Annotated in this window: 25 protein-coding genes; 17 read left to right on the forward strand and 8 right to left on the reverse strand. The window is 67.3% G+C overall.

Going from position 1 to position 22321, the window contains the following annotated elements; translation table 11 throughout:
* Positions 1-2: 2 nt before the first annotated feature.
* From GRB96_RS05880 to GRB96_RS05900, 5 genes are read right to left on the reverse strand one after another with little or no spacing between them, the layout of a single operon-like run.
* The gene (locus GRB96_RS05880) at positions 3-272 is read right to left on the reverse strand and encodes a K+/H+ antiporter subunit F (protein WP_023006660.1); all 270 of its coding nucleotides are present in this window, start codon (positions 270-272) and stop codon (positions 3-5) included.
* On the reverse strand, positions 266-763 hold the full coding sequence (locus GRB96_RS05885) for a Na+/H+ antiporter subunit E (protein ID WP_161431266.1): 498 nt from the start codon (positions 761-763) through the stop codon (positions 266-268). The genes GRB96_RS05880 and GRB96_RS05885 overlap by 7 nt, the downstream gene beginning before the upstream one ends.
* Complete coding sequence (locus GRB96_RS05890; protein ID WP_161431267.1) at positions 760-2268, reverse strand: monovalent cation/H+ antiporter subunit D; 1509 nt, start codon at positions 2266-2268, stop codon at positions 760-762. The genes GRB96_RS05885 and GRB96_RS05890 overlap by 4 nt, the downstream gene beginning before the upstream one ends.
* Positions 2265-2609, reverse strand: coding sequence for a Na+/H+ antiporter subunit C (locus GRB96_RS05895; protein WP_023006663.1), 345 nt, complete (start codon positions 2607-2609; stop codon positions 2265-2267). Before GRB96_RS05895 ends, GRB96_RS05890 begins: the two co-directional genes overlap by 4 nt.
* Positions 2609-5437 (reverse strand): monovalent cation/H+ antiporter subunit A, encoded by a 2829-nt coding sequence (locus GRB96_RS05900; RefSeq protein WP_161431268.1) that lies wholly within the window; start codon positions 5435-5437, stop codon positions 2609-2611. Before GRB96_RS05900 ends, GRB96_RS05895 begins: the two co-directional genes overlap by 1 nt.
* Positions 5438-5658: 221 nt before the next feature.
* Here GRB96_RS05900 and GRB96_RS05905 point away from each other — a divergent pair, with 221 nt between their 5' ends.
* The 12 genes from GRB96_RS05905 to rloA3 all read left to right on the forward strand — a co-directional run bounded on the left by GRB96_RS05905 (position 5659) and on the right by rloA3 (position 15608).
* Positions 5659-7989, forward strand: a complete 2331-nt coding sequence (locus GRB96_RS05905) for a putative monovalent cation/H+ antiporter subunit A (RefSeq protein WP_161431269.1) — start codon at positions 5659-5661, stop codon at positions 7987-7989.
* Positions 7982-8416, forward strand: coding sequence for a Na+/H+ antiporter subunit B (locus GRB96_RS05910; RefSeq protein WP_161431270.1), 435 nt, complete (start codon positions 7982-7984; stop codon positions 8414-8416). The genes GRB96_RS05905 and GRB96_RS05910 overlap by 8 nt, the downstream gene beginning before the upstream one ends.
* Positions 8417-8425: 9 nt before the next feature.
* A complete protein-coding gene (locus GRB96_RS05915) occupies positions 8426-8773 on the forward strand; it encodes a Na+/H+ antiporter subunit C (RefSeq protein WP_161431271.1) in 348 nt (115 codons plus the stop codon).
* Complete coding sequence (locus GRB96_RS05920; protein WP_161431272.1) at positions 8770-10287, forward strand: Na+/H+ antiporter subunit D; 1518 nt, start codon at positions 8770-8772, stop codon at positions 10285-10287. Before GRB96_RS05915 ends, GRB96_RS05920 begins: the two co-directional genes overlap by 4 nt.
* Positions 10284-10757, forward strand: a complete 474-nt coding sequence (locus GRB96_RS05925; RefSeq protein WP_161431273.1) for a Na+/H+ antiporter subunit E — start codon at positions 10284-10286, stop codon at positions 10755-10757. Before GRB96_RS05920 ends, GRB96_RS05925 begins: the two co-directional genes overlap by 4 nt.
* A gap of 31 nt (positions 10758-10788) precedes the next feature.
* Positions 10789-11058: a monovalent cation/H+ antiporter complex subunit F gene (locus GRB96_RS05930; RefSeq protein WP_161431274.1), complete on the forward strand. Its 270-nt coding sequence runs from the start codon at positions 10789-10791 to the stop codon at positions 11056-11058.
* Positions 11051-11455 (forward strand): monovalent cation/H(+) antiporter subunit G, encoded by a 405-nt coding sequence (gene mnhG / locus GRB96_RS05935; RefSeq protein ID WP_161431275.1) that lies wholly within the window; start codon positions 11051-11053, stop codon positions 11453-11455. The genes GRB96_RS05930 and mnhG overlap by 8 nt, the downstream gene beginning before the upstream one ends.
* 174 nt (positions 11456-11629) lie before the next feature.
* Entirely contained in the window at positions 11630-11782 is a 153-nt protein-coding gene (locus GRB96_RS05940; protein WP_161431276.1) for a DUF2256 domain-containing protein, read from the forward strand.
* Positions 11779-13146, forward strand: coding sequence for a DASH family cryptochrome (locus GRB96_RS05945; protein ID WP_161431277.1), 1368 nt, complete (start codon positions 11779-11781; stop codon positions 13144-13146). Before GRB96_RS05940 ends, GRB96_RS05945 begins: the two co-directional genes overlap by 4 nt.
* 10 nt (positions 13147-13156) lie before the next feature.
* On the forward strand, positions 13157-13636 hold the full coding sequence (locus tag GRB96_RS05950) for a DUF3429 domain-containing protein (protein WP_161431278.1): 480 nt from the start codon (positions 13157-13159) through the stop codon (positions 13634-13636).
* A 74-nt stretch (positions 13637-13710) separates the two neighbouring features.
* On the forward strand, positions 13711-14994 hold the full coding sequence (locus tag GRB96_RS05955) for a lytic murein transglycosylase (protein WP_240894134.1): 1284 nt from the start codon (positions 13711-13713) through the stop codon (positions 14992-14994).
* Between the two features lie 50 nt (positions 14995-15044).
* Positions 15045-15608: a retropepsin-like aspartic peptidase RloA3 gene (rloA3, locus tag GRB96_RS05960; RefSeq protein ID WP_161433029.1), complete on the forward strand. Its 564-nt coding sequence runs from the start codon at positions 15045-15047 to the stop codon at positions 15606-15608.
* A gap of 174 nt (positions 15609-15782) precedes the next feature.
* Here rloA3 and GRB96_RS05965 read toward each other — a convergent pair whose 3' ends face one another.
* Together GRB96_RS05965 and GRB96_RS05970 are read right to left on the reverse strand one after the other, a co-directional pair.
* A complete protein-coding gene (locus GRB96_RS05965) occupies positions 15783-17102 on the reverse strand; it encodes an IS1380 family transposase (RefSeq protein WP_161431279.1) in 1320 nt (439 codons plus the stop codon).
* A gap of 87 nt (positions 17103-17189) precedes the next feature.
* Positions 17190-17903 carry a 16S rRNA (uracil(1498)-N(3))-methyltransferase gene (locus tag GRB96_RS05970; protein ID WP_161431280.1) on the reverse strand — a complete coding sequence of 238 codons (714 nt, stop codon included), beginning with the start codon at positions 17901-17903 and terminating at the stop codon, positions 17190-17192.
* 117 nt (positions 17904-18020) lie between these two features.
* Here GRB96_RS05970 and phaR point away from each other — a divergent pair, with 117 nt between their 5' ends.
* From phaR to GRB96_RS05995, 5 genes are all read left to right on the forward strand, one after another.
* The gene (gene phaR / locus GRB96_RS05975; RefSeq protein ID WP_161431281.1) at positions 18021-18491 is read left to right on the forward strand and encodes a polyhydroxyalkanoate synthesis repressor PhaR; all 471 of its coding nucleotides are present in this window, start codon (positions 18021-18023) and stop codon (positions 18489-18491) included.
* Positions 18492-18587: 96 nt separating this feature from the next.
* Entirely contained in the window at positions 18588-19880 is a 1293-nt protein-coding gene (gene purD / locus GRB96_RS05980) for a phosphoribosylamine--glycine ligase (protein WP_161431282.1), read from the forward strand.
* 58 nt (positions 19881-19938) lie between these two features.
* Entirely contained in the window at positions 19939-20379 is a 441-nt protein-coding gene (locus GRB96_RS05985; protein ID WP_161431283.1) for an acyl-CoA thioesterase, read from the forward strand.
* Positions 20379-21251, forward strand: a complete 873-nt coding sequence (locus GRB96_RS05990) for a phosphoribulokinase (protein WP_161431284.1) — start codon at positions 20379-20381, stop codon at positions 21249-21251. Before GRB96_RS05985 ends, GRB96_RS05990 begins: the two co-directional genes overlap by 1 nt.
* A 35-nt stretch (positions 21252-21286) precedes the next feature.
* Entirely contained in the window at positions 21287-21628 is a 342-nt protein-coding gene (locus GRB96_RS05995) for a histidine triad nucleotide-binding protein (protein ID WP_161431285.1), read from the forward strand.
* A 117-nt stretch (positions 21629-21745) separates the two neighbouring features.
* Here GRB96_RS05995 and GRB96_RS06000 read toward each other — a convergent pair whose 3' ends face one another.
* Positions 21746-22165, reverse strand: coding sequence for an OsmC family protein (locus GRB96_RS06000; protein WP_161431286.1), 420 nt, complete (start codon positions 22163-22165; stop codon positions 21746-21748).
* Positions 22166-22321: the final 156 nt, after the last annotated feature.

Raw genomic sequence — 22321 nt, forward strand, 5'->3', positions numbered from 1 at the left:
TCCTATTCGATGATGTCGCCACGCAGCAGGTACTTGCACACCGCCACGGTACTGATGAAGCCGAGCATGGCGATCAGCAGCGCCGACTCGAAGTAGGTCTTGGTGTTGAGCCACAGCCCCAGCAGCACGATCAGCGCGATGGAGTTGATGTACATGGTATCCAGCGCCAGCAGGCGGTCGGGCATGTCCGGGCCGATGGTCAGCCGATAGACGTTCAGCGCCAGCGCCGCCACCACCAGGGCCAGGCAGGTAAAGAGAGCGACCTCTAGCATTCGTAGATCTCCTTCAGTGGCCGTTCGTAACGCTCGCGAATGGTCTCGATCAGTGCGTCATCATCCTCCACGTCCAGGGCGTGGATCAGCAGCGACTTGCCATCCAGGCGCAGGTTGGCCGACACCGTGCCGGGCGTCAGGCTGATGGTGTTGGCCAGCAGGGTAACGGTGAAGCGGTCCTCCAGCATCAGCGGGTACTCCACGAAGTGGGGCCGCAGGCGCCGCCAGGGGTTGATGATCAGCCAGGCCACCTGGACGTTGGCGATCACGATATCGCCGAGTACGCGCAGCGCAAAGCGCAGCAGCAGACCCGGCTTCTTCACATGGGGCTGGGCGTCCCAGAAGCGGTGGGTCACCAGCGGGATCACTACCGCCAGGACGCCGCCCAGCAGGAGGTGGCCGAAGGCGATGCTGCGCACCATCAGCAGCCAGACGATCAGCAACAGGATTGACAGCAGCGGGGTGGGCAACCAGGCACGAGGCGTGATCATGGGGCGTCTCCCTCGGTGTTCAACAGCGTCCGGGTCAGCGATTCGGGATTCGCCAGCTGCTCGGCCGTGGCGTCGGTGTAGTCGACCAGCGGCCCAGCCAGGACCACCAGCAGCGGGGCGACGCCGATCAGCCAGGCGACGCCGAACCACTGGCGATGCGCCAGGCGCTGGCCGTCGGCCTCGCCGGTGCTGCGCCAGAATAGCGTCGAGCCGGCCCGGGAGAGGGCAATGATGGCGGCGAGCCCCGAGAGCAGCAGGATCGGCCACAGCCAGGCGCGCTCCGCACCCTCGGCGGCAGCCAGCAGCAGCGCCTTGCCGATGGCACCGGAGAGCGGTGGCATGCCCGCCACGGCGATGGCACCGGCGAAGAACAGCACGGCCAGCCAACCCCCCTGGCGCAGCGGGCGGCCCTTGACCAGCCGGGTGCCGGCCTGGCCGCGCTGGGCGCCGATCATCTCGGCGAGCAGGAACAGCCCGCCGGTGATCAGGGTAGTGTGGATCAGGTAGTAGAGCAGGGCAGAGACCGCCGCCGGGGTGCCGATTCCGATCCCCGCCAACAGGGTGCCCACCGAGACCAGCACCAGGTAAGCCACCAGCAGGCGCAGGTCCCGGGCGGCCAGGACGCCGATCGCGGCCGCCACCAGGGTGCCCAGTGATAGCCACCATACCCACGCCTGTTCCAGATTGGCCAGCGGCCCGGCGGCCTCGCCGAAGACCAGCGAGTAGACCCGCAGGATGGCGTAGATACCTACCTTGGTCATGATCGCGAACAGTGCCGCCACCGGCGCCGGAGCCGCTGCATAGGCCTTGGGCAGCCAGAAGTAGAGCGGCAGGATGGCGGCCTTGAGGCCAAACACCACCAGCAGCATCAGCCCGCCGGCCACCACCAGCCCCTCGCGCTCGGCGGGAAGCGTGGCCAGTCGGGTGGCCATGTCGGCCATGTTGAGGGTGCCGGTGGCGCCGTAGAGGATGCCCACCGCGATCAGGAACAGCGATGACCCGGCCAGGTTGAGCACCACGTAGTGAACCCCGGACATGATCCGCTCCTTGCCGCCACCGTGCAGCAGCAGGGCATAGGAGGCGAGCAGCAGGACCTCGAAGAACACGAACAGGTTGAACAGATCGCCGGTCAGGAAGGCCCCGTTGATGCCCATCAGCTGCCACTGGAAGAGGCCGTGAAAGTTGCTGCCGCGCTCGTCATCGCCGGCGCAGGCGAACACCACGGCGCCCACCGCCAGCACTGCAGTGAGCAGCACCATGAGTGCCGAGAGTCGGTCGAGCACCAGTACGATACCGAAGGGGGGCTGCCAGTCCCCCAGGGCGTAGTAGGTTACCTCGCCGCCGGCGGCGCGAGCCACCAGGGCGATGCCCACCAGCAGCAGGGCGAGGGTGGCGCCGGTGCCGATCAGGCGCTTGACGCGGACGCTGCCCTGACGCTGGAAGAGCAGCAGGATGCCTGCCACCAGCGGCAGCACCACCGGCAGCACGATCAGGTGGGAGCTCATCGACGTCCCTCCCCGGCTTCATGCTTGCGGCCGTCGACATGGTCGTTGCCCGCCTCGCTGCGCGCGCGCATGGCTAGTATCACCACGAAGGCGGTCATGGCGAAGCCGATGACGATGGCGGTCAGCACTAGTGCCTGGGGCAGCGGGTCGGCGTAGTCGCCTGCCCCGTCGACCAGTGCGGCACCATCGGTGGTCAGGCCGCCCATGGAGAATAGGAACAGGTTCACCGCGTAGGAGAGCAGGGTCAGGCCCACCACGACGGGGAAGGTTCGCGAGCGCAGGATCAGGTAGAGCCCGCAGGCGGTGAGAACACCGGTGGTGATGGCGTAGAGGCTTTCCATCAGGAGGACTCCTTGGAACTGTCGGGAGACGGTGCGCTTGCGGTGCTGGGCTCCTTGGCCGGGCGGTGCGGCGTGGTCACCTTGCCCAGGTTGGCCAGGATCATCAGGGTGGCGCCGACCACCGCCAGGTAGACCCCCAGGTCGAAGAGCATGGCCGTGGCCAGCTCGAACTTGCCCACCAGCGGCAGCGAGAAGTAGCCGAACGAGGAGGTCAGGAACGGATAGCCGAACAGCCAGCTGCCCAGGCCGGTCAGGGTGGCGATGCCCACCCCGGCCACTGCCACCGGCTGGTAGGGGAAGTCGAGTCGCTGCTGGGCCCACTCCACCCCGCGAGCCATGTAGAGCAGGATCAGCGCTACCGCGGTGACCAGGCCGGCGATAAAGCCGCCACCGGGCTCGTTATGGCCGCGCAGGAAGATGAAGGCGGAGACCAGCAGCGCCAGCGGCAGCAGCGCCATGGAGATGGAAGTCAGTATCGCCGGGTAGCGGTCCGGCGACCACACGCGGCCCTCACCGTCGCTGTGGGGCATGAACACCCGCAGCCGGTTGAGCAGCTTGAAGATCGCCAGGCCGGCCAGGGCCAGCACGGTGATCTCGCCCAGGGTATCGAAGCCGCGGAAATCCACCAGGATCACGTTGACCACGTTGTGGCCGCCGCCACCGGGCACGCTGTTCTCCAGGAAGAAGCCGGAGATGGGGGTGGTGTCGCGGGTCAGTACCGCATAGTTGAGGCTCGCCACCACCAGCCCCAGGGCCCCGGCCAGCACCACGTCGCGCAGGTTGCGCCGGTTGGAGGACTCGGTGGGAGTCTTCTGGGGCAGGAAGAACAGCGCCAGCATCAGCAGGATCATGGTCACCACCTCGACCGAGAGCTGGGTCAGCGCCAGGTCCGGGGCCGAGAAGCGGGCGAAGGTCAGCGAGACCACCAGGCCCACCACCGAGAGCATGATCAGCGAGATCAGGCGGAAGCGGTGGGTGACCGCGGTGGCGATGCCGCCGAACACCAGCAGGGCGGCGCCCAGCAGCACCACGCCGTCGACGGGCTGGTTGCCGAGCGCGCCGGTCAGCCCGCTCATGCGCGCCAGGCCCAGCCCACCCATCAGCAGCGAGGCGAACAGCAGCCAGGTCATGTAGCGCTGCAGGGAGCCGCCGTCGAAGCGGCCCAGGCTCCGCTCGGACCAGCGCCCCAGGCGCTGCAGCGCCGCCTCGAACACCAGGCGGGCATCCACCGGGCCGAAGCCGCGGTGGAAGTGGCGCAGGTCGGCGTGTCGCCAGTAGGCGGCGACCCCGGCGATGATGGCGATAGCACTCATCGCCAGCGGCAGGTTCAGGCCGTGCCAGATGGCCAGGTGGAAAGCCAGGGGTTCACCCAGTACGGCCTCCACGGCCAGGCCCAGCAGTCCTTCGGCGAGCACCGGTGCCAGGCCCACGATCACGCAGAGCGCCACCAGCAGCTCCACCGGCGCGCGCATCAGCCACGGCGGCTCGTGGGGCGCCTTCGGTGGCCCCTGCTTGGCGGGCTTGAAGAAGACCGCGTGCACCAGGCGCAGGGAGTAGGCCACCGAGAGGATGCCGCCGATCGTCGCCAGCACCGGCAGTACCCAGCTCAGGCCCGCCAGCACCGGCGTCTCCACGGTCTCGGTGAAGAACATCTCCTTGGAGATGAAACCGTTGAGCAGCGGTACCCCGGCCATGGCTGCCCCCGCCACGCTGGTCAGCAGCGCGGTGACCGGCATGGCCCTCTTCAGGCCGCCCAGGCGGCCGAGCTCACGGGTGCCGGTCTCGTGATCGATGATCCCGGCGCTCATGAACAGCGCCGCCTTGAAGGTGGCATGGTTGAGGATATGGAACAGCGCCGCGAGTACCGCCATGGGGCTGCCGATGCCCAGCAGCACCGTGATCAGGCCCAGGTGGCTGACCGTGGAGAAGGCCAGGATGCCCTTGAGGTCGGTCTTGACCAGGGCGAACCAGGCGCCGTAGAGCATGGTGGCCATGCCCACTAGGGAGACCACCGCGGACCACAGGTCGCTGCCGGCGATGGCCGGATGCAGGCGTGCCATCAGGAAGATGCCCGCCTTGACCATGGTCGCCGAGTGCAGGTAGGCGGAGACCGGGGTAGGGGCCGCCATGGCATGGGGCAACCAGAACTGGAAGGGGAACTGGGCCGACTTGGTGAAGGCCCCCAGCAGCACCAGCGCCAGCATGATCGGGTAACGCGGGTCGGCCAGTATCGCCTCGCCGCCGGCCAGGACGTCGTCCATGGCGTAGCTGCCCACCATGTCGCCCAGCAGCAGCAGGCCGGCGAGCAGGGCCAGGCCGCCGGCGCCGGTCACGGTGAGCGCCATGCGCGCGCCCTTGCGGGCGTCGCTGCGGTGGGACCAGAAGCCGATCAGCAGGAAGGAGGAGAGGCTGGTCAGCTCCCAGTAGAGCCACAGCAGGATCAGGTTGTCGGCCATCACGATACCGACCATGGAGGCCATGAACAGGATCAGGTAGGCGTAGAAACGCCCGTAAGGCTCCTCCGGCGACAGGTAGTAGTGCGCATAGAGCAGGATCAGCAGGCCGATGCCCATGATCAGCAGGTTGAAGAGCAGCGACAGGCCATCCAGACGGAAGGCCAGGTCGAGGCCCAGGCTGGGTATCCAGGTCACGGAGACGCGCAGCGCCTCGCCGGCCGAGAGGGCCGGCAGCTGTGCCAGCATCAGCAGCAGGGCCAGGGCCGGGAGTACGGCGGTGGCCAGTGAGCAGGCGCGGCGTCCGCGGCCGGCAGTGACCATCGGCACCAGCATGCCCGCCAGCGGCAGCAAGGCTATCCACATCAGTGTCATCGGTCGCTCATCCTGCGAGTGAGAAGTAAGGGGAGGGCGCAGGATGCCTGCTGGGCCGGAGGATGCAAGCGACACCGGGTCGCATCCCGTCCCTGGGGCGCTGGCCCGTCCACGGCGGTATGCTGTTTATCCTAACGCAAAGCGCTGTTTCACGCTCTACCCTTGTGTTTCAACACCTTGTGTGGATAAGGTGATCCGATCGACCGACGGGAGAGCGCCGGATGCAGCTCGCTGTGCTGGGAGGGTTCGTGGTAGCCGCCATGGCGCCGCTGCTGCACCGCTGGTTCGGGCCAGGCACCGCGCGAGTAATGGCGCTGCTGCCCGCGGCCATTGCCGCCTGGCTGATCGGCCAGTGGCCAATAATCGCCGCCGGCGAGACGCTGTGGCTCGAGTGGGCCTGGGTGCCGGGCCTCGACCTCACCCTCACCTTCATGATCGACGGCCTGGCCTGGCTGTTTGCCATGCTGATCTCGGTGATCGGTACCCTGGTGCTGATCTACGCCGGGGAGTACCTGCGCGGCCACCGTGACCTGCCGCGCTTCCTGGTGGTGATCACCGCCTTCATGATGTCGATGCTCGGCCTGGTGCTGGCCGACAACCTGGTCGCCCTGTTCGTGTTCTGGGAGCTGACCAGCATCACCTCCTACCTGCTGATCGGCTTCAACCACACCGACCTCGCCGCTCGCAAGTCGGCCCAGCAGGGGCTCTTCGTCACCGTGGGGGGCGGACTGGCGCTGCTTGCCGGCTTCGTCATGCTGGCCCTGGCCGGCGACAGCTGGTCGCTGGCCGAACTCAACGCCCGGGGAGATCAGCTCAAGGCGCATGCGCTCTATACGCCGCTGCTGATCTGCGTGCTGATCGGCGCCTTCACCAAGTCGGCCCAGTTCCCCTTTCATTTCTGGCTACCCAATGCCATGGCGGCGCCGACCCCGGTCTCGGCCTACCTGCACTCGGCGACCATGGTCAAGGCGGGCATCTATCTGCTGGCACGGCTTCATCCGGCGCTGGGCGGCACCGAGCCCTGGGTGGTCACGCTGTCGCTGGTGGGGGCGCTGACCATGGCCACCGGCGCCTTCCTGGCGATCCAGCACACCAACGTCAAGAAACTGCTGGCCTACTCCACGGTGATGGCGCTGGGCACCCTGACGATGCTGCTGGGTATCGGCACCGAGGCCGCGCTCACCGCCTTCGTGGTCTTCCTGCTCGGCCACTCCCTCTACAAGGGGGCGCTGTTCATGGTGGCCGGCATCCTCGACCACGAGACCGGCACCAAGGATGTCACCGCCATGGGCGGGTTGCGCCGCGCCATGCCGCGCACCGCCCTGGTGGCGGCGGTGGCGGCGCTGTCGCTCGCCGGGCTGCCGCCGCTGCTCGGCTTCGTCGGCAAGGAGCTGATGCTGGAGTCGGTGCTGGGCGCGTCGGACTACCGGGGAGTGATCCTGCCGCTGGCCTTCCTCGCCGCCTTCCTGACCCTGGCGGTGGCGGCGATCGTCGCCATTCGGCCCTTCTTCGGCCCGTTGAGGGAGACGCCGCATACGCCCCACGAGCCCCCCGGCGGCCTGCTCGTGGGGCCCGCTCTGCTGGCCGCCCTGTCGCTTGCGTTCGGCCTGGCGCCGGGGCTCCTCGATGCCCTGGTGAGTGCCACCGTCGCGGGCATCGGAGCAGGGCAGGTCGATGTACACCTGGCGCTGTGGCACGGCCTCAACCTGCCGCTTGTGCTGTCGCTTGCCAGCCTGGGGCTGGGGGTGCTGGTGTTCCGCCACTGGGATCGCCTGCGTTCGCGGCTGGCGCGCCTGGAGCCGCTGATGGCCCGCGGCCCCGAGGCCGGCTATGAGGCCCTGATGGCGGGCATGGTGCGTATCGCCGAGTGGCAGACCCGCTTCCTGCAGAACGGCTATATGCGCAACTACCTGGTGATGACCCTGCTGGTGCTGCTGGGCCTGGTGGGCCATGCCCTGCTGGTGCGCCACACGCCGACACTCTCCTTCGCGCTGGATCTCTATCTCCACGAGGCGATGGTGGCGGGGCTGATGGTCGCCGGGGCGGTCGCCGCCTGCGTGATGCGCTCGCGCCTGGCGGCCGTCGCCGCGGTGGGGGTGATGGGTTACTCCATCGCCCTGACCTTCGTGCTGTTCAGTGCCCCGGATCTGGCCATCACCCAGCTGCTGGTGGAGACCCTGACGGTGATCCTGCTGGTGCTGGTGCTGTTCCGCCTGCCGCGCTTCGCCACCCTCTCCACCCCCGTCGAGCGATTGCGTGACCTGGTGGTGGCGGGGCTCTCCGGCGGCCTGATCACCCTGTTGATGCTGGCGGTGCTCTCCGGCGAGCGCCTGCCGCGCATCTCCGACTACATGGTGGAGAACAGCCAGCCGCTGGGCCATGGCCACAATATCGTCAACGTCATCCTGGTGGACTTCCGCGCCCTGGACACCCTGGGCGAGATGTTCGTGCTGGCGCTGGCGGCCATCGGTGTCTACGCCATGCTGCGCTTCCACGCCGAGGAGTATGAGGCGAGGAGTGCCTCGCGGACACGGAGGGGCGACGATGGTTAGATCGGGCACGCTGATTCTCAATGTGGCGGCGCGGCTGCTGTTGCCGCTGCAGCTGATGTTCTCGCTGTTCCTGCTGTTGCGTGGCCACGACGAGCCGGGTGGTGGCTTCATCGCCGGGCTGGTGGCGGCGGGGGCCTTCGCGCTCTACCTGTTCGCCTACGGGCGGCGTGCCCTGGGGGCGATGCTCAAGGTCTCGCCCCGCGACCTGGTAGGGATGGGGCTGCTGCTGGGGGTGGTCTCGACGCTGCCCGCCTGGTGGTACGGCGAGCCCTTCTTCACCGCCCAGTGGTGGACCATCCCGGTCATCGACTTCAAGGCCTCGACGCCGCTGATCTTCGACATTGGCGTCTATCTGGTGGTGCTGGGTTCCGTGCTCACCGCCATCACCGCTCTGGTCAAGACCGACCAGGCAGACGACGAACGCTGAGGAGGTCCCATGGAACCCTTGATGGCCGTCGCCATCGGCATCCTGTTTGCCGCTGCCATCTACATGATGCTGCGCCGCTCCATCGTCAAGCTGGTGATCGGGCTGATGCTGCTCTCCAATGCCGCCAACCTGCTGATCTTCTCCACCGCCGGCATGACCCGCGGGGCGCCGCCGCTGGTGCCGGAGGGGTTCACCGCGCCCGAGGGGGCAATCGCCGATCCGCTGCCCCAGGCACTGGTGCTTACCGCCATCGTCATCGCCTTCGGGGTGCTGTCGTTCGCCGTGGTGCTGGTTCGCCGGGCCTGGGAGATCGTGCGTGCCGATGACCTGGACAAGATGAAGGATACCGACACGTGAATCCCGAGATCGCGCTGCCCATCCTGATCCCGCTGATGTCGGGGGCCGTGTCGCTGGTGTTCTGGCGCTCGCGCCTGATGCAGCGGCTGGTCGCCGTGGGTGGCACCGCCGGGCTGCTGATCACCGCCCTGTGGCTGCTCGCTTCGGTGAACCGCGAGGGCATCCTGGTGATGCACATGGGCAACTGGGCCGCGCCCTTCGGCATCAGCCTGGTGGCCGACCTGCTGGGCGCCATCATGGTGGTGCTCACAGGCATCATCGGTTTGGCCGTGGCGATCTACTCCCTGGCCACCGCCGGCCGTGGCCACGAGGCCTACGGTTACTTTCCGCTGATGCATCTGCTGCTGGCCGGGGTGGCCGGCGCCTTCCTCACCGGCGACATCTTCAATCTTTACGTGTGGTTCGAGGTGATGCTGGTGGCCTCCTTCGCGCTGCTGATACTCGGCAGCGAGAAGGCGCAGATGGAGGGGGCGATCAAGTACGTGACCCTGAACCTGCTCTCCTCGGTGATCTTCCTGATCGCCGTGGGGCTGCTCTACGGTATGGTCGGCACCCTCAACATGGCCGATATCGCCAGGCGTCTGGCGGCGGTGGAGGAGCAGGGTATGGTCGATGCCCTGGCGATGATGTTCATGGTCGCCTTCGGCATCAAGGCGGCGGCTTTCCCGCTGTTCTTCTGGCTGCCGGCCTCCTACCACACCCCGCCGGTGGCGGTGTCGGCGCTGTTCGCGGGGCTGCTCACCAAGGTGGGGGTCTATGCGCTGTTCCGGGTGTTTACGCTGATCTTTCACCACAGCCCGGGCTACACCCACGAGATCCTGCTGTGGGGGGCGGGGCTGACCATGCTCTCCGGGGTGCTGGGTGCGGCGGCCCAGTTCGAGTTCCGGCGCATCCTGTCGTTCCATATCGTCAGCCAGATCGGCTACATGATCCTCGGCCTGGCGCTGTTCACGCCGTTGGCGATCGTCGGCGGGGTCTTCTACATCATGCATCACATCATCGTGAAGGCGAACCTCTTCCTGGTCAGCGGCATCGTCCACCGGCTGGGCGGCAGCTACCAGCTCAAGCGCCTGGGCGGCTTCTACCGCAGTCATCCGTGGCTGGCCGTGCTGTTCCTGATTCCGGCCCTGTCGCTGGCCGGTATCCCGCCGCTCTCGGGGTTCCTGGCCAAGTTCATCGTGATCCGTGCCGGCATCGAGGCCGAGGCCTACGGGGTCACCGCCATCGCCCTGCTGGTGGGGTTGCTGACCCTCTATTCGATGATCAAGATCTGGTCCGAAGTGTTCTGGAAGTCGACGCCGCCCGAGGGTGATGTTGCCCCCTATCCCGAGGTGCGCCAGCGCGAGCTGTGGCTGATGGCCGCCCCGGTGGTGGGCCTGGGGCTGTGCACCCTGTTCATCGGTCTCTATCCGGCACCGATCCATGCCCTGGCCGAGGCCTCGGCCGCTCAGCTGCTCGACCCCGATGCTTACATCCGCGCGGTGCTGGGCGAGGGCGCGGAGGTGCTGCCATGATCGGTGCGGCGTGGAACCTGCTGCTGGGGGGCGCCTGGGTGGTTCTCACCGGCGACTTCAGCGGCCTCAACCTGCTCGCCGGGCTGGTCTTCGGCTACCTGGTGCTGGCGCTGATCCAGCCCCAGGTGCCGGCGCTTGCCGGCTATGCACAGCGCCTGCCGCGGCTGGTGCGTTTCATCGGCTTCTTCCTCAAGGAGCTGGTCATGGCCAACCTCAAGGTGGCCTTCGATATCGTCACCCCGCCCTGGTACATGAAACCCGGGGTGATTGCCATGCCGCTCCAGGCGCGCAGCGAGTTCGAGATCGCCTTCGTTGCCAACCTGATCTCGCTGACTCCGGGCACCCTGAGCCTGGATGTCTCCGACGATCGCCGGGTGCTCTATATCCATGCCATGTTCCTGGACGACGAGGCGGCGCTGCGCCGCAACCTGGCAGAGATGGAGCGCCGCGCCCTGGAGCTGTTCCATTGATGCTCTTGCCGAGTCGTGGAGGAGAACGCCGATGTCGCCCCTGATCCTGCTGAGTCTGGTGCTGATGGCGCTGGCGCTGTGCCTGACCTTCGTGCGCCTGTTTCGTGGCCCGAGCCTGCCCGACCGCGTGGTGGCCCTGGAGCTCTTCTCGTCGATCCTGGTCGGTATCATCGGGGTGGTGGCCATCGCCACCGACGTGGCGAGTCTGCTCGACGTGGCCATCGTCATGGCACTGATGGCCTTCATGGCCGCCATCGGCTTCGCGCGTTTCCTGGAGCGGGGAGGGCCCCGGGATGACTGAGATACTCAAGGAGGGGCTGATCCTGATCGGGGCGCTGTTCATGCTGCTGGCGGCGCTGGGCCTGGTGCGCCTGCCCGACCTGCTGACCCGCATGCACGCCACCACCAAGGCGGCGACCCTGGGTGCGACCCTGATCATGCTGGCGGTGGCCATCCACTTCGCCCAGGTGGCGGTGGTAGCGCGGGCCTTCGGCGTGATCCTTTTCATCATGATGACGGCACCCGTAGCCGCCCACGTGATCGGCCGTGCCGGCTACTTCGTCGGCTCCCGGCTGTGGGAGGGTACGCTGAAGGATGAGCTCAGGCCCAACTATGACCCCCTGACCCACGAGCTCAAGAGCGGCCTGGAGACCGAGTCCAACGCGCGCCGCGAGCCCGGGGAGAGCGACGCTTCCTGAGCGCTTCCCGACCACTGTCTGCCGTGCGGGGCCACCTTCGGGTGGCCCTTCCTGTAACGGCTCCCGATGCTCCTTGCCTGGCGTGACCGGTATCGCGCAGCGGGCGGTATCGGGAGTATAAATTGTACAGAACCTGTACTATCATCCTGTCATGTCCATGCCTGGGGTTCTGTCATGCACTGCAAGCCATATCTGCCACACAAGACCTGCACCGGATGCGGCCGGCCCTTCGCCTGGCGCCGCAAGTGGGCGCGCTGCTGGGAGGAGGTCCGTCACTGCAGCGCGCGTTGCCGGCGCGAGGTGCGTCGCCGGAGTTGCGCATCGTGAGGCGTGTGCTGGCATGGCTGCGTGGTGACCTGCGTCTGGCCGACAATCCCCTGGTGCGCTTCGCCTCGCCCGCCGAATCGCTGCTCTGCGTCTACGTGCTGGACGACGCCTGGCTCGAGGATTGCGCCGGCCTGGGGCCCCGCATCGGCGCCGCGCGGCTGCGCTTCCTGTGGGAGAGTCTGATCGCCCTGCGCGGCGAACTGCTGGGTCGCGGCAGCGACCTGCTGGTGCTTGTCGGGGACCCGGTGGCGGAGGTCGCCGCTCTGGTCGAGCGTCACGCCATCGACCAGCTTCGCGTGCGTCGCGACGCCGGCTGGGAGGAGGGCCGCGCGGTGGCGCGCCTGGCCGAGCGCCTGGGGTCAGGGGTCGAGCTGTGGCAGCCCGATTCCGGCACCCTCCTCGATGAGGATGACTTGCCGCTGCCCCTGGCCTCGCTACCGCCGAGTTTCTCGGCCTTCCGTCGCCGTGTGACACGCGACGCCACGCTGCCGGCGTCCTGGCCGGCGCCGGTGACCCTGCCGCCCTGGCCTGAAGACGCGCCGCGAGGGCTGCCGGCGCTGCATCGGATATCACCTGCCGCCGCCGACTGGACGGCCGATGCGCGCGGCGACTTTTGCTTCGCCGGAGGCGAGGCGGCCGGGCTGGCGCGGCTCGACCACTACCTCTGGCAGAGTGGCGCCGTGGCCAGCTACAAGCAGACACGCAACGCCTTGATGGGCTCTGACTTCTCCACCCGCCTCGCGCCCTGGCTGGCCCACGGCTGTCTCTCGGCGCGTCAGGTGCACGATGCGGTACGCGCCTGGCAGGCGACCCATGGGGCGAGTGACTCCAGCGAGTGGGTGATCGTCGAACTGCTGTGGCGCGACTACTTTCATTGGGCAGCGCGCCAGGAGGGGGCGGCACTGTATGGCCGCCAGCGGCTGCCGCCGGTTGACGACGCCTTCCTTCACTGGTGTCGGGGTCGGACAGGGGTGCCGCTGATCGATTCCGCCATGCGCGAACTGTTTGCCACCGGCTGGCTCTCCAATCGGGCGCGTCAGAATGCGGCGAGTTTCCTGATCTTCGAGCTGGGTGGTGATTGGCGCCTCGGTGCGGCCTGGTTCGAGCGCTGCCTGGTCGATTACGATGCCGCCAGCAACTGGGGCAACTGGCGTTACGTGGCCGGTGTGGGGCGGGATCGCCGCGGGCATCGCTTCGATATCCCCTGGCAGGCCCGTCGTTACGACCCCGAGGGTGACTATGTGGCCCGCTGGCAACCCTCGCTGGCCTCGCAGCCGGTGGCCCAGCCCCACCGGCTCCGGTGTGCCGATGTTCAACGCTTTCCCCCGTCCCCGGGCGGCAAGGTGCCGCCCGTCGATCCCTGAGGAGCCCTGCATGCCCCTTCCCGGACTCGCCATCGATGCCGACGGCCGCCTCTCTCGCCTGCCGCTGCTGCTTGGTCTGGCCGGCCTCTTGCCCTTCCTGTTCACTGCTGCGGCGGCCTGGCTGGCGCCGGTGGCCTGGCAGGTGGTGGCCATCAAGGCATTCCTCGCCTATGCCGCCGTGATCCTCTCGTTTCTGGGCGGCATCCAGTGGGGCGTTGCCATGTCGCTGGAGTCGGCCGGCAGTGCCGCCTTTCGTGCACGCCTGCTGCTGAGCATGGCCCCGAGCCTGATCGCCTGGCCGGCACTGCTGCTGCATCCGCTGAGTGGCGCCTGGGTGCTGGCCAGTGGTTTCGTGCTGGTGCGCCTGCATGAGCTGGGGCGCGACAGCCGCGAAACGCTGCCTACCTGGTTCCAGTCCCTGCGCAACCTGCTCAGCGTGGTGGTGCTTGTCTGCCTCGCAGCGGTGATCTGGCGCCTCTCCGGATACTGAACGGACTTCCCGCGGCGCACCAACTGAGCGATGATCGTTGCCTGTTGCCATAACGCCAAGGAGTGCCTGCCACCATGCAACGGATGACCCTGACCTGCTGCCTGACGTTAGCCCTGCTGGCCGGCTGCCAGAGCGGCCCGGCCCGTGAGGCGAGTGCCGCCGAGCAGTCGTCCGCTACCCCCGGCGAGACGGCTGTCCAGACCTCTTCCGGCACTTCCGATGCCCGGGAACCTGGTGCCACCGAGAATTTTTCCGCCTGGCTGGCCCGCTTCCGTGGGGAGGCACGGGGCGAGGGGATCTCGCCGGCGACCCTGGCCCTCGCCCTGGACGGTGTGCGCTATCGCCCCCGGGTGATCGAGCTGGACCGTTCCCAGCCGGAGTTCGTGCGCCCCATCTGGCAGTACCTGGACAGCGCCGTCTCCGCCCAGCGTGTCACCACCGGGCGGGCCCGCCTGGCCGAGCACCGCGACACCGCGCGCCGCATGGAGCAGCGCTACGGGATGCCGGCGGAGGTGGTCGTGGCGATCTGGGGCATCGAGAGCAACTACGGCGGCAACTTCGGCGACTTCTCGACCCTCGAGGCGCTGGCGACGCTGGCCTACGACGGGCGGCGCCGCGACTTCGCCCGGGGCGAGCTGCTCGCCGCCCTGCGCATCATCGAGGCCGGGGATATCGCCCCCGAGCGCATGCTCGGCTCCTGGGCCGGCGCCATGGGCCATACCCAGTTCATCCCCTCCAGTTTCGAGGCCTACGCCAAGGACGGTGACGGCGACGGCCGCCGCGACATCTGGGGCAGCATCCCCGACGTCATGGCCTCCACCGCCCACTATCTGGCGCGTGCCGGCTGGCGCGAGGGGGAGCCCTGGGGCGTCGAGGTGACCCTGCCGGAGGGGTTCGACTATGCCCAGACCGAGCTTTCCAACCGCCGCTCGTCTGCCGCCTGGTCCGCACAGGGCGTCCGTGCCGTGGGCGATGGAGCCTTGCCCGCCTATGACGAGGCGGCGGTGATCGTTCCCGCCGGGGCGAACGGGCCAGCCTTCCTGGTGGGTCCCAACTTCCGGGCCATCCTGCGCTACAACAACGCCACCAGCTATGCGCTGGCCGTGGGTAGCCTGGCCGACGAGATCGCGGGGCGCGACGGAGTCGTCGGCGGCTGGCCCCGTGACGAGCAGCCGCTGGCACGGGCCCAGGTGCGCGAGATGCAGCACGCCCTCAATGCACGCGGCTTCGAGGTGGGCACGCCCGACGGCATCCTGGGTCCCAACACCCGGCGTGGCCTGCGTGAGTATCAGGCCTCCATCGGCGAGGTGCCGGACGGCTTTGCCACCCGGCGCTTGCTGGAGCGCCTGATCCGCTGAATTTACCGAGGACTCCGGTCGCGAGGGCCGGTCGCAAGAGGACATAGATGATGCGCATCAAGCATGCCCTGGCAGCGGTTCTGGGAATGGTCCTGCTGGCCTCGGCGGCCCAGGCCGACGAGGACAAGGTGTTCGGCTGGGTCGAGAAGGCCATCGTGGAGCCCTGGGGCGTGGAGGTGAAGGCCAAGCTCGACAGCGGCGCCCTGACCTCCTCGCTGGACGCCCGCGACATCGAACGCTTCAAGCGCGACGGAGAGCGCTGGGTACGCTTCCGCCTCAAGCTGGAGGACGAGGAGAGCGGCGAGGTGTTCAGCGAGCGCCTGGAGTTGCCGCTCTATCGCAGCCTTCGCCTGCGGGGTGCTGGCGGCACCGACCGCCGCCCGGTGGTGCTGATGAAGGTGTGCCTTGGCGATACCGTGTACGAGGAGCAGTTCAGCCTGCGCGATCGTGGCGATATGAACTATCCGCTGCTGCTGGGGCGGCGAACCATCGGCCACCTGGGCCTGCTGGATGTGCGCGATACCTTCCTCTCCGAGCCGGTCTGCGACGACGATTCGCCGCTGGTGGAGCATGATCCCGAAGAGGAGGAGGTCGTCGAGGAGCCCAACGACTGACTGCTAGCCCGGATGTTGCACCGGGCCGGCCAGACGCTCCCAGATCTCAGGCTCGGTGAAGACATTGGCGCTACGGGCTTGAGATTGGCTATTTCTTGATCAATTTCCTGAGCTCAAGGCGCATTTCCCCCTACCCCCATGTGTTTTCTGTGCCGGGGACAGCACGCCGCGGCGCTATCCCGGCACCAGCTTGCTGGCCAGCTTCAGGAAGAGGTCCTGCTCCGGGTACTGGCTGCTCAACATCAGCCGAATCGTGCGCGTGTTGCGGGTGATGACAGCGCCGATCTTCAGCAGCTTCAGGCGGAGGGTGTTGACCTGGGCCTGGGCGAAGGCGGTGCGCTTGAGGTAGATCCGGCGTAGCCGCTCCAGCAGCAGGTAGGCCAACCCCGACAGCAGCAGTCGGTACTGGTTGGGCCACCATTCGTGGCAGCTGGTGCGGTCGGAGAACAGGAACTGCTGCTCCTTGATACGGTTCTCCATCTCGCCTCGGGCACAGTAGCGGTGGTCATAGAGCCACTCGGCGCTGCAGCCGCGCAGGCTGGTGACCACATAGCGGGTGTTGAAGCCACGCCGGCTGGTCTCGGACTTGACGATGACCTTGCGTCGACGCTCCTTCCAGCTCTTGGCAGCGTACTCGATGAAGCCGAAGACACGCTCCTTCTCCCAACTCTTCTCGAAGCGGATAGCCGACGTGTAGTCGATGTCCAGAGCCAGCTTGGCCAAGCGCTTGTTGCCGGCGAGGCCGATGATGTAATCGACGCCGTGGCGGTCACACCAGTTGAGGATCAGTGGACGGCAGAAGCCGCTGTCGCCTCGGAAGACGATCTTCACCTCAGGCCACGCCTGGCGCAGCCGCCGAACCAACAGGGCGAGGATGGCACCGGCGTGGTGGGCGGCATCCAGCGAGGCCGGACGCAGATAGCTGACCAGCAGCTGGTCGCCACAGAATACGAACAGCGGCAGGAAGATGTAGTGGTTGTAGTAGCCGTTGAAGTGCCGCCCGAGCTGCTGGCCATGCACCCGATCGTCGGTGGCATCGAAGTCGAGGTAGAGCGGTTTCTTGGGTGGCCGCCGGAACGAGCGGATGAACTGCTCGATCATCTCTTCGTGGATGGTGATCGCCCAGTCCCGGTCGGCTTGCTGCTCGAAGCGGCACAAGGTGGACTGGCTGGCCAGCACGCCATCGGTATCGACGGCGGTCTGCAGGGCGATATCGTGACGCAACGCATGGTGGTCATTGAGATCCTCATAGCCCAGCGCCAGGCCGAACACGCGCTGCCGGACCAGGGTTTCGGTGCGGTGCAGGCAGCGCTGAGCGTCGCGCTCGTCGCTGAGTCGGCGAGCGACGGCGCGGGTCAGGCCCATCTCGCGATCGAGCTGCCGCAGCAGCAGGATACCGCCGTCGGAAGTGACATCACCGCCATCGAAACGGGCGATGACCTGACGGCCTTTGCAGCGTGGAAAGGAAGCGGACGGCGTGGTACATTTTGTCATGGCGGCTGAGGCGGTTGGTTCTTGTGTAGGAGCTTGAATTATAACCGATTTTCAGCCGCCTTTTTCATGTCTGATGCAATATCCAGGCTAGAAGAGTCGCGCCAGCAGGGCGGTGACCGCGGTCTCCACCCGCAGGATGCGCTGGCCTAGGTGGATGCCTTCGCAGCCCGCGGCGAGCAGCTTCTCCACCTCCCAGGGAATGAAGCCCCCCTCGGGACCCACCAGCAGCAGCGTTTCCTCGTTAAGCCCCCGCGGGCAGTCATTGGGCATGCCGGGGTGGGCCAGCAGTCCGCGCCGCCCCTCCAGGAGGTCGGGCAGACGGTCCTCCACGAAGGGGCGAAAGCCCTTCTCCAGGGTGACCTCTGGCAGGCGGGTGTCCCGGGCCTGCTCCAGACCCAGCACCAGGTGGTGGTGGATCTTCTCCGCGTCGAGCTCCGGCGACATCCAGTAGCTCTTCTCCACCCGCCGGGTATGCAGCAGGGTGATCCGCTTTACCCCGAGGGTGGTGACGTGTTCGAGGCTGCGCGCCAGCATGCGTGGCCGCGGCAGCGCCAGCACCAGGTGCACCGGCAGTGCCGGCGGCGGGGCCTGGTCGAGGGCTTCCAGCGCGAAGGTCGCCTCCTGCTCGTCGAGGGTGAGCAGCTCGCCCCGGCCGATACCTCCGCCGACCACGCCGAGGGTCAGGCGGTCCCCGGGGGCGGCGCGGTGTACCTCGCGCAGGTGGCGCAGGCGTCGCGGATCGGTCACCCGGGCGAGGCCTTGATGCGCGATATCGTCGGGGGCTAGCAGGATCAGGTTCATCGGGGACTCGCCGCGTTGGTAATCAAAAGATGGCTATACCTTGCATGGTGGGTGTCGCGGTGCACAATGGTCCCACAGGGGCAGTCGTCCCTCCCACGTTGAATGAGGAGCAGCGCCGTGCGCGTGATTCGCAAGTATGCCAACCGCAGGCTCTATGATACCGAACAGAGCCGCTATGTGACCCTCGAGGACCTGCGTGGGCTGATCCTCGACGAAGTGCCGTTCCGCGTCGAGGATGCCAAGAGCGGCGAGGACCTGACCCGTACCATCCTGCTCTCGATCATCATCGAGCAGGAGCAGGCCGACGGCGATGCGCAGGTGTTTTCCAACGACCTGCTGGCCCAGTTCATTCGGGTATACGACATGGCCCACCCGCTGCCCCTGTCGCGCTACCTGGAGCAGGGCACCAAGCTGATGATGGAGCAGCAGCAGCGCATGCAGGATCAGTGGCAGCAGGCCCTGCGCCACTCGCCCATGGACCTGATGCGCGAAATGGCCGAAGAGAACATGCGCTTCTGGCAGCAGACCATCGGCCAGGGACCCGGTGCCGGTGGCAAGGGCGACAAGGGCGACGATGACAAGGCGTGAGCGCTTGTCGCGACGCAGGCGCCACGACTTTCTGACATAATACCGCCTCGATTTCCAACGCCGCTCAGTCGGCCAGCAGCATGAAGGTGGAATAGGATGAAGGTGCTGATCATCGGCGGCGGTGGCCGCGAACACGCCCTGGCCTGGAAGGTCGCCCAGTCGCCGAAGGTGGCGATGACCTATGTGGCGCCGGGCAATGCCGGTACCGCCCGGGAGCCCGGGCTGACCAATGTTGCCGTCGCCGCGGATGATCTGGAGGGGCTGCTGGTCTTCGCCCGTGACGCTGCCGTCGACCTCACCATCGTTGGTCCCGAGGCGCCGCTGGTGGCCGGCGTGGTGGATCGCTTCCGCGAGGCGGGCCTGGCGATCTTCGGGCCTACCGCGGGCGCTGCCCAGCTAGAGGGCTCCAAGGCCTTTACCAAGGACTTCCTGGCCCGCCATGCCATCCCCACCGCCGCCTATCGCACCTTCACCGCGGTGGCGCCAGCTCTCGACTACCTGCGTGAGCAAGGCGCGCCCATCGTGATCAAGGCCGACGGTCTGGCCGCGGGCAAGGGCGTCATCGTCGCCATGAGCCTCGAGGAGGCAGAGGCGGCGGTGCGCGACATGCTCGAGGACAACGCCTTCGGCGATGCCGGCGCCCGGGTGGTGATCGAGGAGTTCCTCGACGGTGAGGAGGCTAGCTTCATCGTCATGGTGGATGGCGAGACCGTGCTTCCCATGGCCACCAGCCAGGACCACAAGCGGGTGGGCGAGGGCGATACCGGCCCCAACACCGGCGGCATGGGCGCCTACTCGCCGGCGCCGGTGGTCACCGCCACGGTACATGAGCGCATCATGGAGCGGGTGATCCTGCCCACGGTCCAGGGCATGGCCGCAGAGGGGCATCCCTATACCGGCTTCCTCTACGCCGGCCTGATGATCGATGCCGAGGGCAACCCCAAGGTGATCGAATACAACTGCCGCTTCGGCGACCCCGAGACCCAGCCGATCATGCTGCGCCTGCAGTCGGACCTCGCCGAGCTCTGCCTGGCCGGGGCACAGGGCGAGCTGGCCGGCCACGCCTGCGAGTGGGACGCGCGCGCCGCAGTAGGCGTGGTACTCGCCGCCGGCGGTTACCCGGGCAGCTACCGCAAGGGCGATGTCATCGAGGGGATCGAGGCTGCCGAGGCCACCGGCTGCAAGGTGTTCCATGCCGGCACCGCCGACCAGGACGGCCAATTGGTCAGCGCCGGCGGTCGGGTACTCTGCGTCACCGCCCTGGGCGAGGGGGTCTCGGCGGCCGCCGGGAACGCCTACCGCGGGGTTGATGCCATCCGCTGGGAGGGCGCCTTCTGTCGCCGTGATATCGCCCACCGCGCCATCGCCCGCGAGCGCGGCGAGGGTTGAGTCACGCCCTTGAGCTACGGCACCTCGCGTCACAACAAGAGCAACATGGGAGGCAAGCATGGAGCGCGTCAGGCTCGATTTTCCCGAGGCCGCCATCATCCACCGCCAGCCACTGACGGTGCGCGTGACCGACATGAACTATGGTCGTCACCTGGGCCATGACGCCCTGGTGTCGCTGCTCCACGAGGCTCGGATCCAGGCCCTGGCCGGGCTGGGGCTCACCGAGTGGGACCTGGGAGGCTATCCCAGCGTGGTGGCCGACCTGGCCGTACAGTACCAGTCGGAGGCGCGCTGGCCCGACGCCCTGGTGGTAGAGACGGCGATCCCCCCTTCCCGGGGCAAGGCGCTCACCGTCTTCCAGCGGGTGTGTCACGCCGAGGGTGGCCGCCCGGTCGCCACGGCGCGGCTCAACCTGCTGCTGGTGGATCCCGCGAGCGGCCGCCCGGTGGCGGTCCCCGAGACCGTGCAGGCGGCCATCTCCGGGGCGGGAGGGGCCTGATGTCCCGTGAATATCCGATCATCGCCGTGACCGGCTCTTCCGGAGCCGGTACCACCACCGTGAAGCGCACCTTCGAGCGCATGTTTTCCCGTGAGGACGTACACGCCGCCTTCGTTGACGGTGACGCCTTCCATCGCTACACCCGTGAGGAGCTTTCGCGGATCTTTCGCGAGGAGCCGGAGCGCAAGGATGAGCTCTCCCACTTCGCCGTGGAGGCCAACCTGCTCGAGGAGCTCGAGACCCTGTTCCAGGAGTATGGCGAGAGCGGCAGTGGCACCTATCGCCACTACATCCACGCCGAAGACAAGCAGATGATCGAGTCCGGCTACCGCATCGGCACCTTCACCGAGTGGCAGCCATTGCCCTATGGCACCGACCTGCTGTTCTACGAGGGGTTGCACGGAGGCCTGGTCACCCCCGAGCACGACATCGCCCGTCATGTCGATCTGCTGGTGGGCGTGGCGCCGACCATGAACCTCGAGTGGATCCAGAAGATCGACCGCGACACCAAGTTGCGCGGTTATTCCCAGGAGGCGGTGATCGATACCATCCTGGGGCGCATGGACGACTATGTACGCTATATCCAGCCGCAGTTCTCGCGCACCCATATCAACTTCCAGCGGGTGCCCACGGTGGACACCTCCAATCCCTTCGAGGTGCAGGACATTCCTACCGACGCCGAGTCCTTCGCGGTGATCCGCTTCCGGGAACCGGCCACGGTGGATTTTCCCTACCTGCTGGCGATGATCCAGGATGCCTTCATGAGCCGCCCCCACACCCTGGTGGTGCCCGGAGCGCGAGTCTCCCTGGCCATGGAGCTGATCCTGGGGCCGCTGGTGCGCCACCTGCTGGCCCAGCGGCGATTCCGCTGAGCGCGATCAACCCGACGAGTGAGGAGGCCCGAGAGATGGAGTGCCTGTTCTGCAAGATCATCAACCGCGAGATTCCCGCCGAGATCGTCTTCGAGGATGACCAGGTGGTGGCCTTCGAGGACATCAATCCCCAGGCGCCTACCCACCTGCTGATCATCCCCAGGAAGCATATCGCCACCCTCAATGACCTCGAGGAGGGCGACCTGGCGCTGGCGGGGCGCCTGCAGCTCACCGCCGCGCGTCTGGCGAAGGAGCGAGGCTTCGCCGAGGAGGGTTACCGGGTGGTGATGAACTGCAATGACCAGGGCGGCCAGACGGTCTATCATATTCACATGCACCTGATGGGCGGCCGTCGCTTTACCTGGCCGGCTGGGTAGTCGGCGTTCCTGCGGGCAACCGCGCGTTCTACGGTGTTCGGCGCATCAGGTGCATCCTTATATACAACGGCGCCACCCCTCTGGGGTGGCGCCGTTGTGTCATGGGGCTGCTGCCGTTCACTCCTCGACGATGGTGTAGGAATGGGTCACCTCGACCCCGCCCTTGACCAGCATGATCGAGGCGCTGCAGTACTTCTCGGCTGAGAGCTCCACGGCGCGCGCGACCTGCTTCTCCTTGAGCCCACGGCCGGTGACGGTGAAGTGGACATGGATCTTCGTGAACACGCTGGGGGTGGCGTCGGCGCGCTCGGCCTCGATGCTCGCCACGCAGTCACTGACGTCGGCGCGGGCCTTCTCGAGGATATTGAGGATATCGAAGGAGGTGCAAGCCCCCATGCCCATGAGCAGCAGCTCCATGGGGCGGGGGCCGGTGTTGCGGCCGCCATGGTCGGGCGGACCATCGATGACCACGCTATGGCCGCTGCCCGATTCGGCAACGAACTGGCGGCCGTCGGTCCATTTCACTGTGGCTTTCATGGCAAGGGTTCCTTTTCGATTGTCGGTTAAGGGTGGCCAGCATACAGGTGGATCGCAGCTGCCCATAGCGAGAGGCGCTGGGGACAGGTCGGAGAGGGGGTCCGAGGACCAGGGATGGCCGAGGTAGCCTACAGGGAAGTACTCGTAGCGCCCCCT

This window comes from Halomonas alimentaria (assembly GCF_009902005.1).
GTDB lineage: Bacteria > Pseudomonadota > Gammaproteobacteria > Pseudomonadales > Halomonadaceae > Halomonas > Halomonas alimentaria.

What these genes read in the sequence shown, in the direction of transcription:
- GRB96_RS05880 (WP_023006660.1), bottom strand. Translation starts at nt 272, where the DNA reads ATGCTAGAGGTCGCTCTCTTTACCTGCCTGGCCCTGGTGGTGGCGGCG.
- GRB96_RS05885 (WP_161431266.1), bottom strand. Translation starts at nt 763, where the DNA reads ATGATCACGCCTCGTGCCTGGTTGCCCACCCCGCTGCTGTCAATCCTG.
- GRB96_RS05890 (WP_161431267.1), bottom strand. Translation starts at nt 2,268, where the DNA reads ATGAGCTCCCACCTGATCGTGCTGCCGGTGGTGCTGCCGCTGGTGGCA.
- GRB96_RS05895 (WP_023006663.1), bottom strand. Translation starts at nt 2,609, where the DNA reads ATGGAAAGCCTCTACGCCATCACCACCGGTGTTCTCACCGCCTGCGGG.
- GRB96_RS05900 (WP_161431268.1), bottom strand. Translation starts at nt 5,437, where the DNA reads ATGACACTGATGTGGATAGCCTTGCTGCCGCTGGCGGGCATGCTGGTG.
- GRB96_RS05905 (WP_161431269.1), top strand. Translation starts at nt 5,659, where the DNA reads ATGCAGCTCGCTGTGCTGGGAGGGTTCGTGGTAGCCGCCATGGCGCCG.
- GRB96_RS05910 (WP_161431270.1), top strand. Translation starts at nt 7,982, where the DNA reads ATGGTTAGATCGGGCACGCTGATTCTCAATGTGGCGGCGCGGCTGCTG.
- GRB96_RS05915 (WP_161431271.1), top strand. Translation starts at nt 8,426, where the DNA reads ATGGAACCCTTGATGGCCGTCGCCATCGGCATCCTGTTTGCCGCTGCC.
- GRB96_RS05925 (WP_161431273.1), top strand. Translation starts at nt 10,284, where the DNA reads ATGATCGGTGCGGCGTGGAACCTGCTGCTGGGGGGCGCCTGGGTGGTT.
- GRB96_RS05930 (WP_161431274.1), top strand. Translation starts at nt 10,789, where the DNA reads ATGTCGCCCCTGATCCTGCTGAGTCTGGTGCTGATGGCGCTGGCGCTG.
- mnhG (WP_161431275.1), top strand. Translation starts at nt 11,051, where the DNA reads ATGACTGAGATACTCAAGGAGGGGCTGATCCTGATCGGGGCGCTGTTC.
- GRB96_RS05940 (WP_161431276.1), top strand. Translation starts at nt 11,630, where the DNA reads ATGCACTGCAAGCCATATCTGCCACACAAGACCTGCACCGGATGCGGC.
- GRB96_RS05950 (WP_161431278.1), top strand. Translation starts at nt 13,157, where the DNA reads ATGCCCCTTCCCGGACTCGCCATCGATGCCGACGGCCGCCTCTCTCGC.
- GRB96_RS05955 (WP_240894134.1), top strand. Translation starts at nt 13,711, where the DNA reads ATGCAACGGATGACCCTGACCTGCTGCCTGACGTTAGCCCTGCTGGCC.
- rloA3 (WP_161433029.1), top strand. Translation starts at nt 15,045, where the DNA reads ATGCGCATCAAGCATGCCCTGGCAGCGGTTCTGGGAATGGTCCTGCTG.
- GRB96_RS05965 (WP_161431279.1), bottom strand. Translation starts at nt 17,102, where the DNA reads ATGACAAAATGTACCACGCCGTCCGCTTCCTTTCCACGCTGCAAAGGC.
- GRB96_RS05970 (WP_161431280.1), bottom strand. Translation starts at nt 17,903, where the DNA reads ATGAACCTGATCCTGCTAGCCCCCGACGATATCGCGCATCAAGGCCTC.
- purD (WP_161431282.1), top strand. Translation starts at nt 18,588, where the DNA reads ATGAAGGTGCTGATCATCGGCGGCGGTGGCCGCGAACACGCCCTGGCC.
- GRB96_RS05985 (WP_161431283.1), top strand. Translation starts at nt 19,939, where the DNA reads ATGGAGCGCGTCAGGCTCGATTTTCCCGAGGCCGCCATCATCCACCGC.
- GRB96_RS05990 (WP_161431284.1), top strand. Translation starts at nt 20,379, where the DNA reads ATGTCCCGTGAATATCCGATCATCGCCGTGACCGGCTCTTCCGGAGCC.
- GRB96_RS05995 (WP_161431285.1), top strand. Translation starts at nt 21,287, where the DNA reads ATGGAGTGCCTGTTCTGCAAGATCATCAACCGCGAGATTCCCGCCGAG.
- GRB96_RS06000 (WP_161431286.1), bottom strand. Translation starts at nt 22,165, where the DNA reads ATGAAAGCCACAGTGAAATGGACCGACGGCCGCCAGTTCGTTGCCGAA.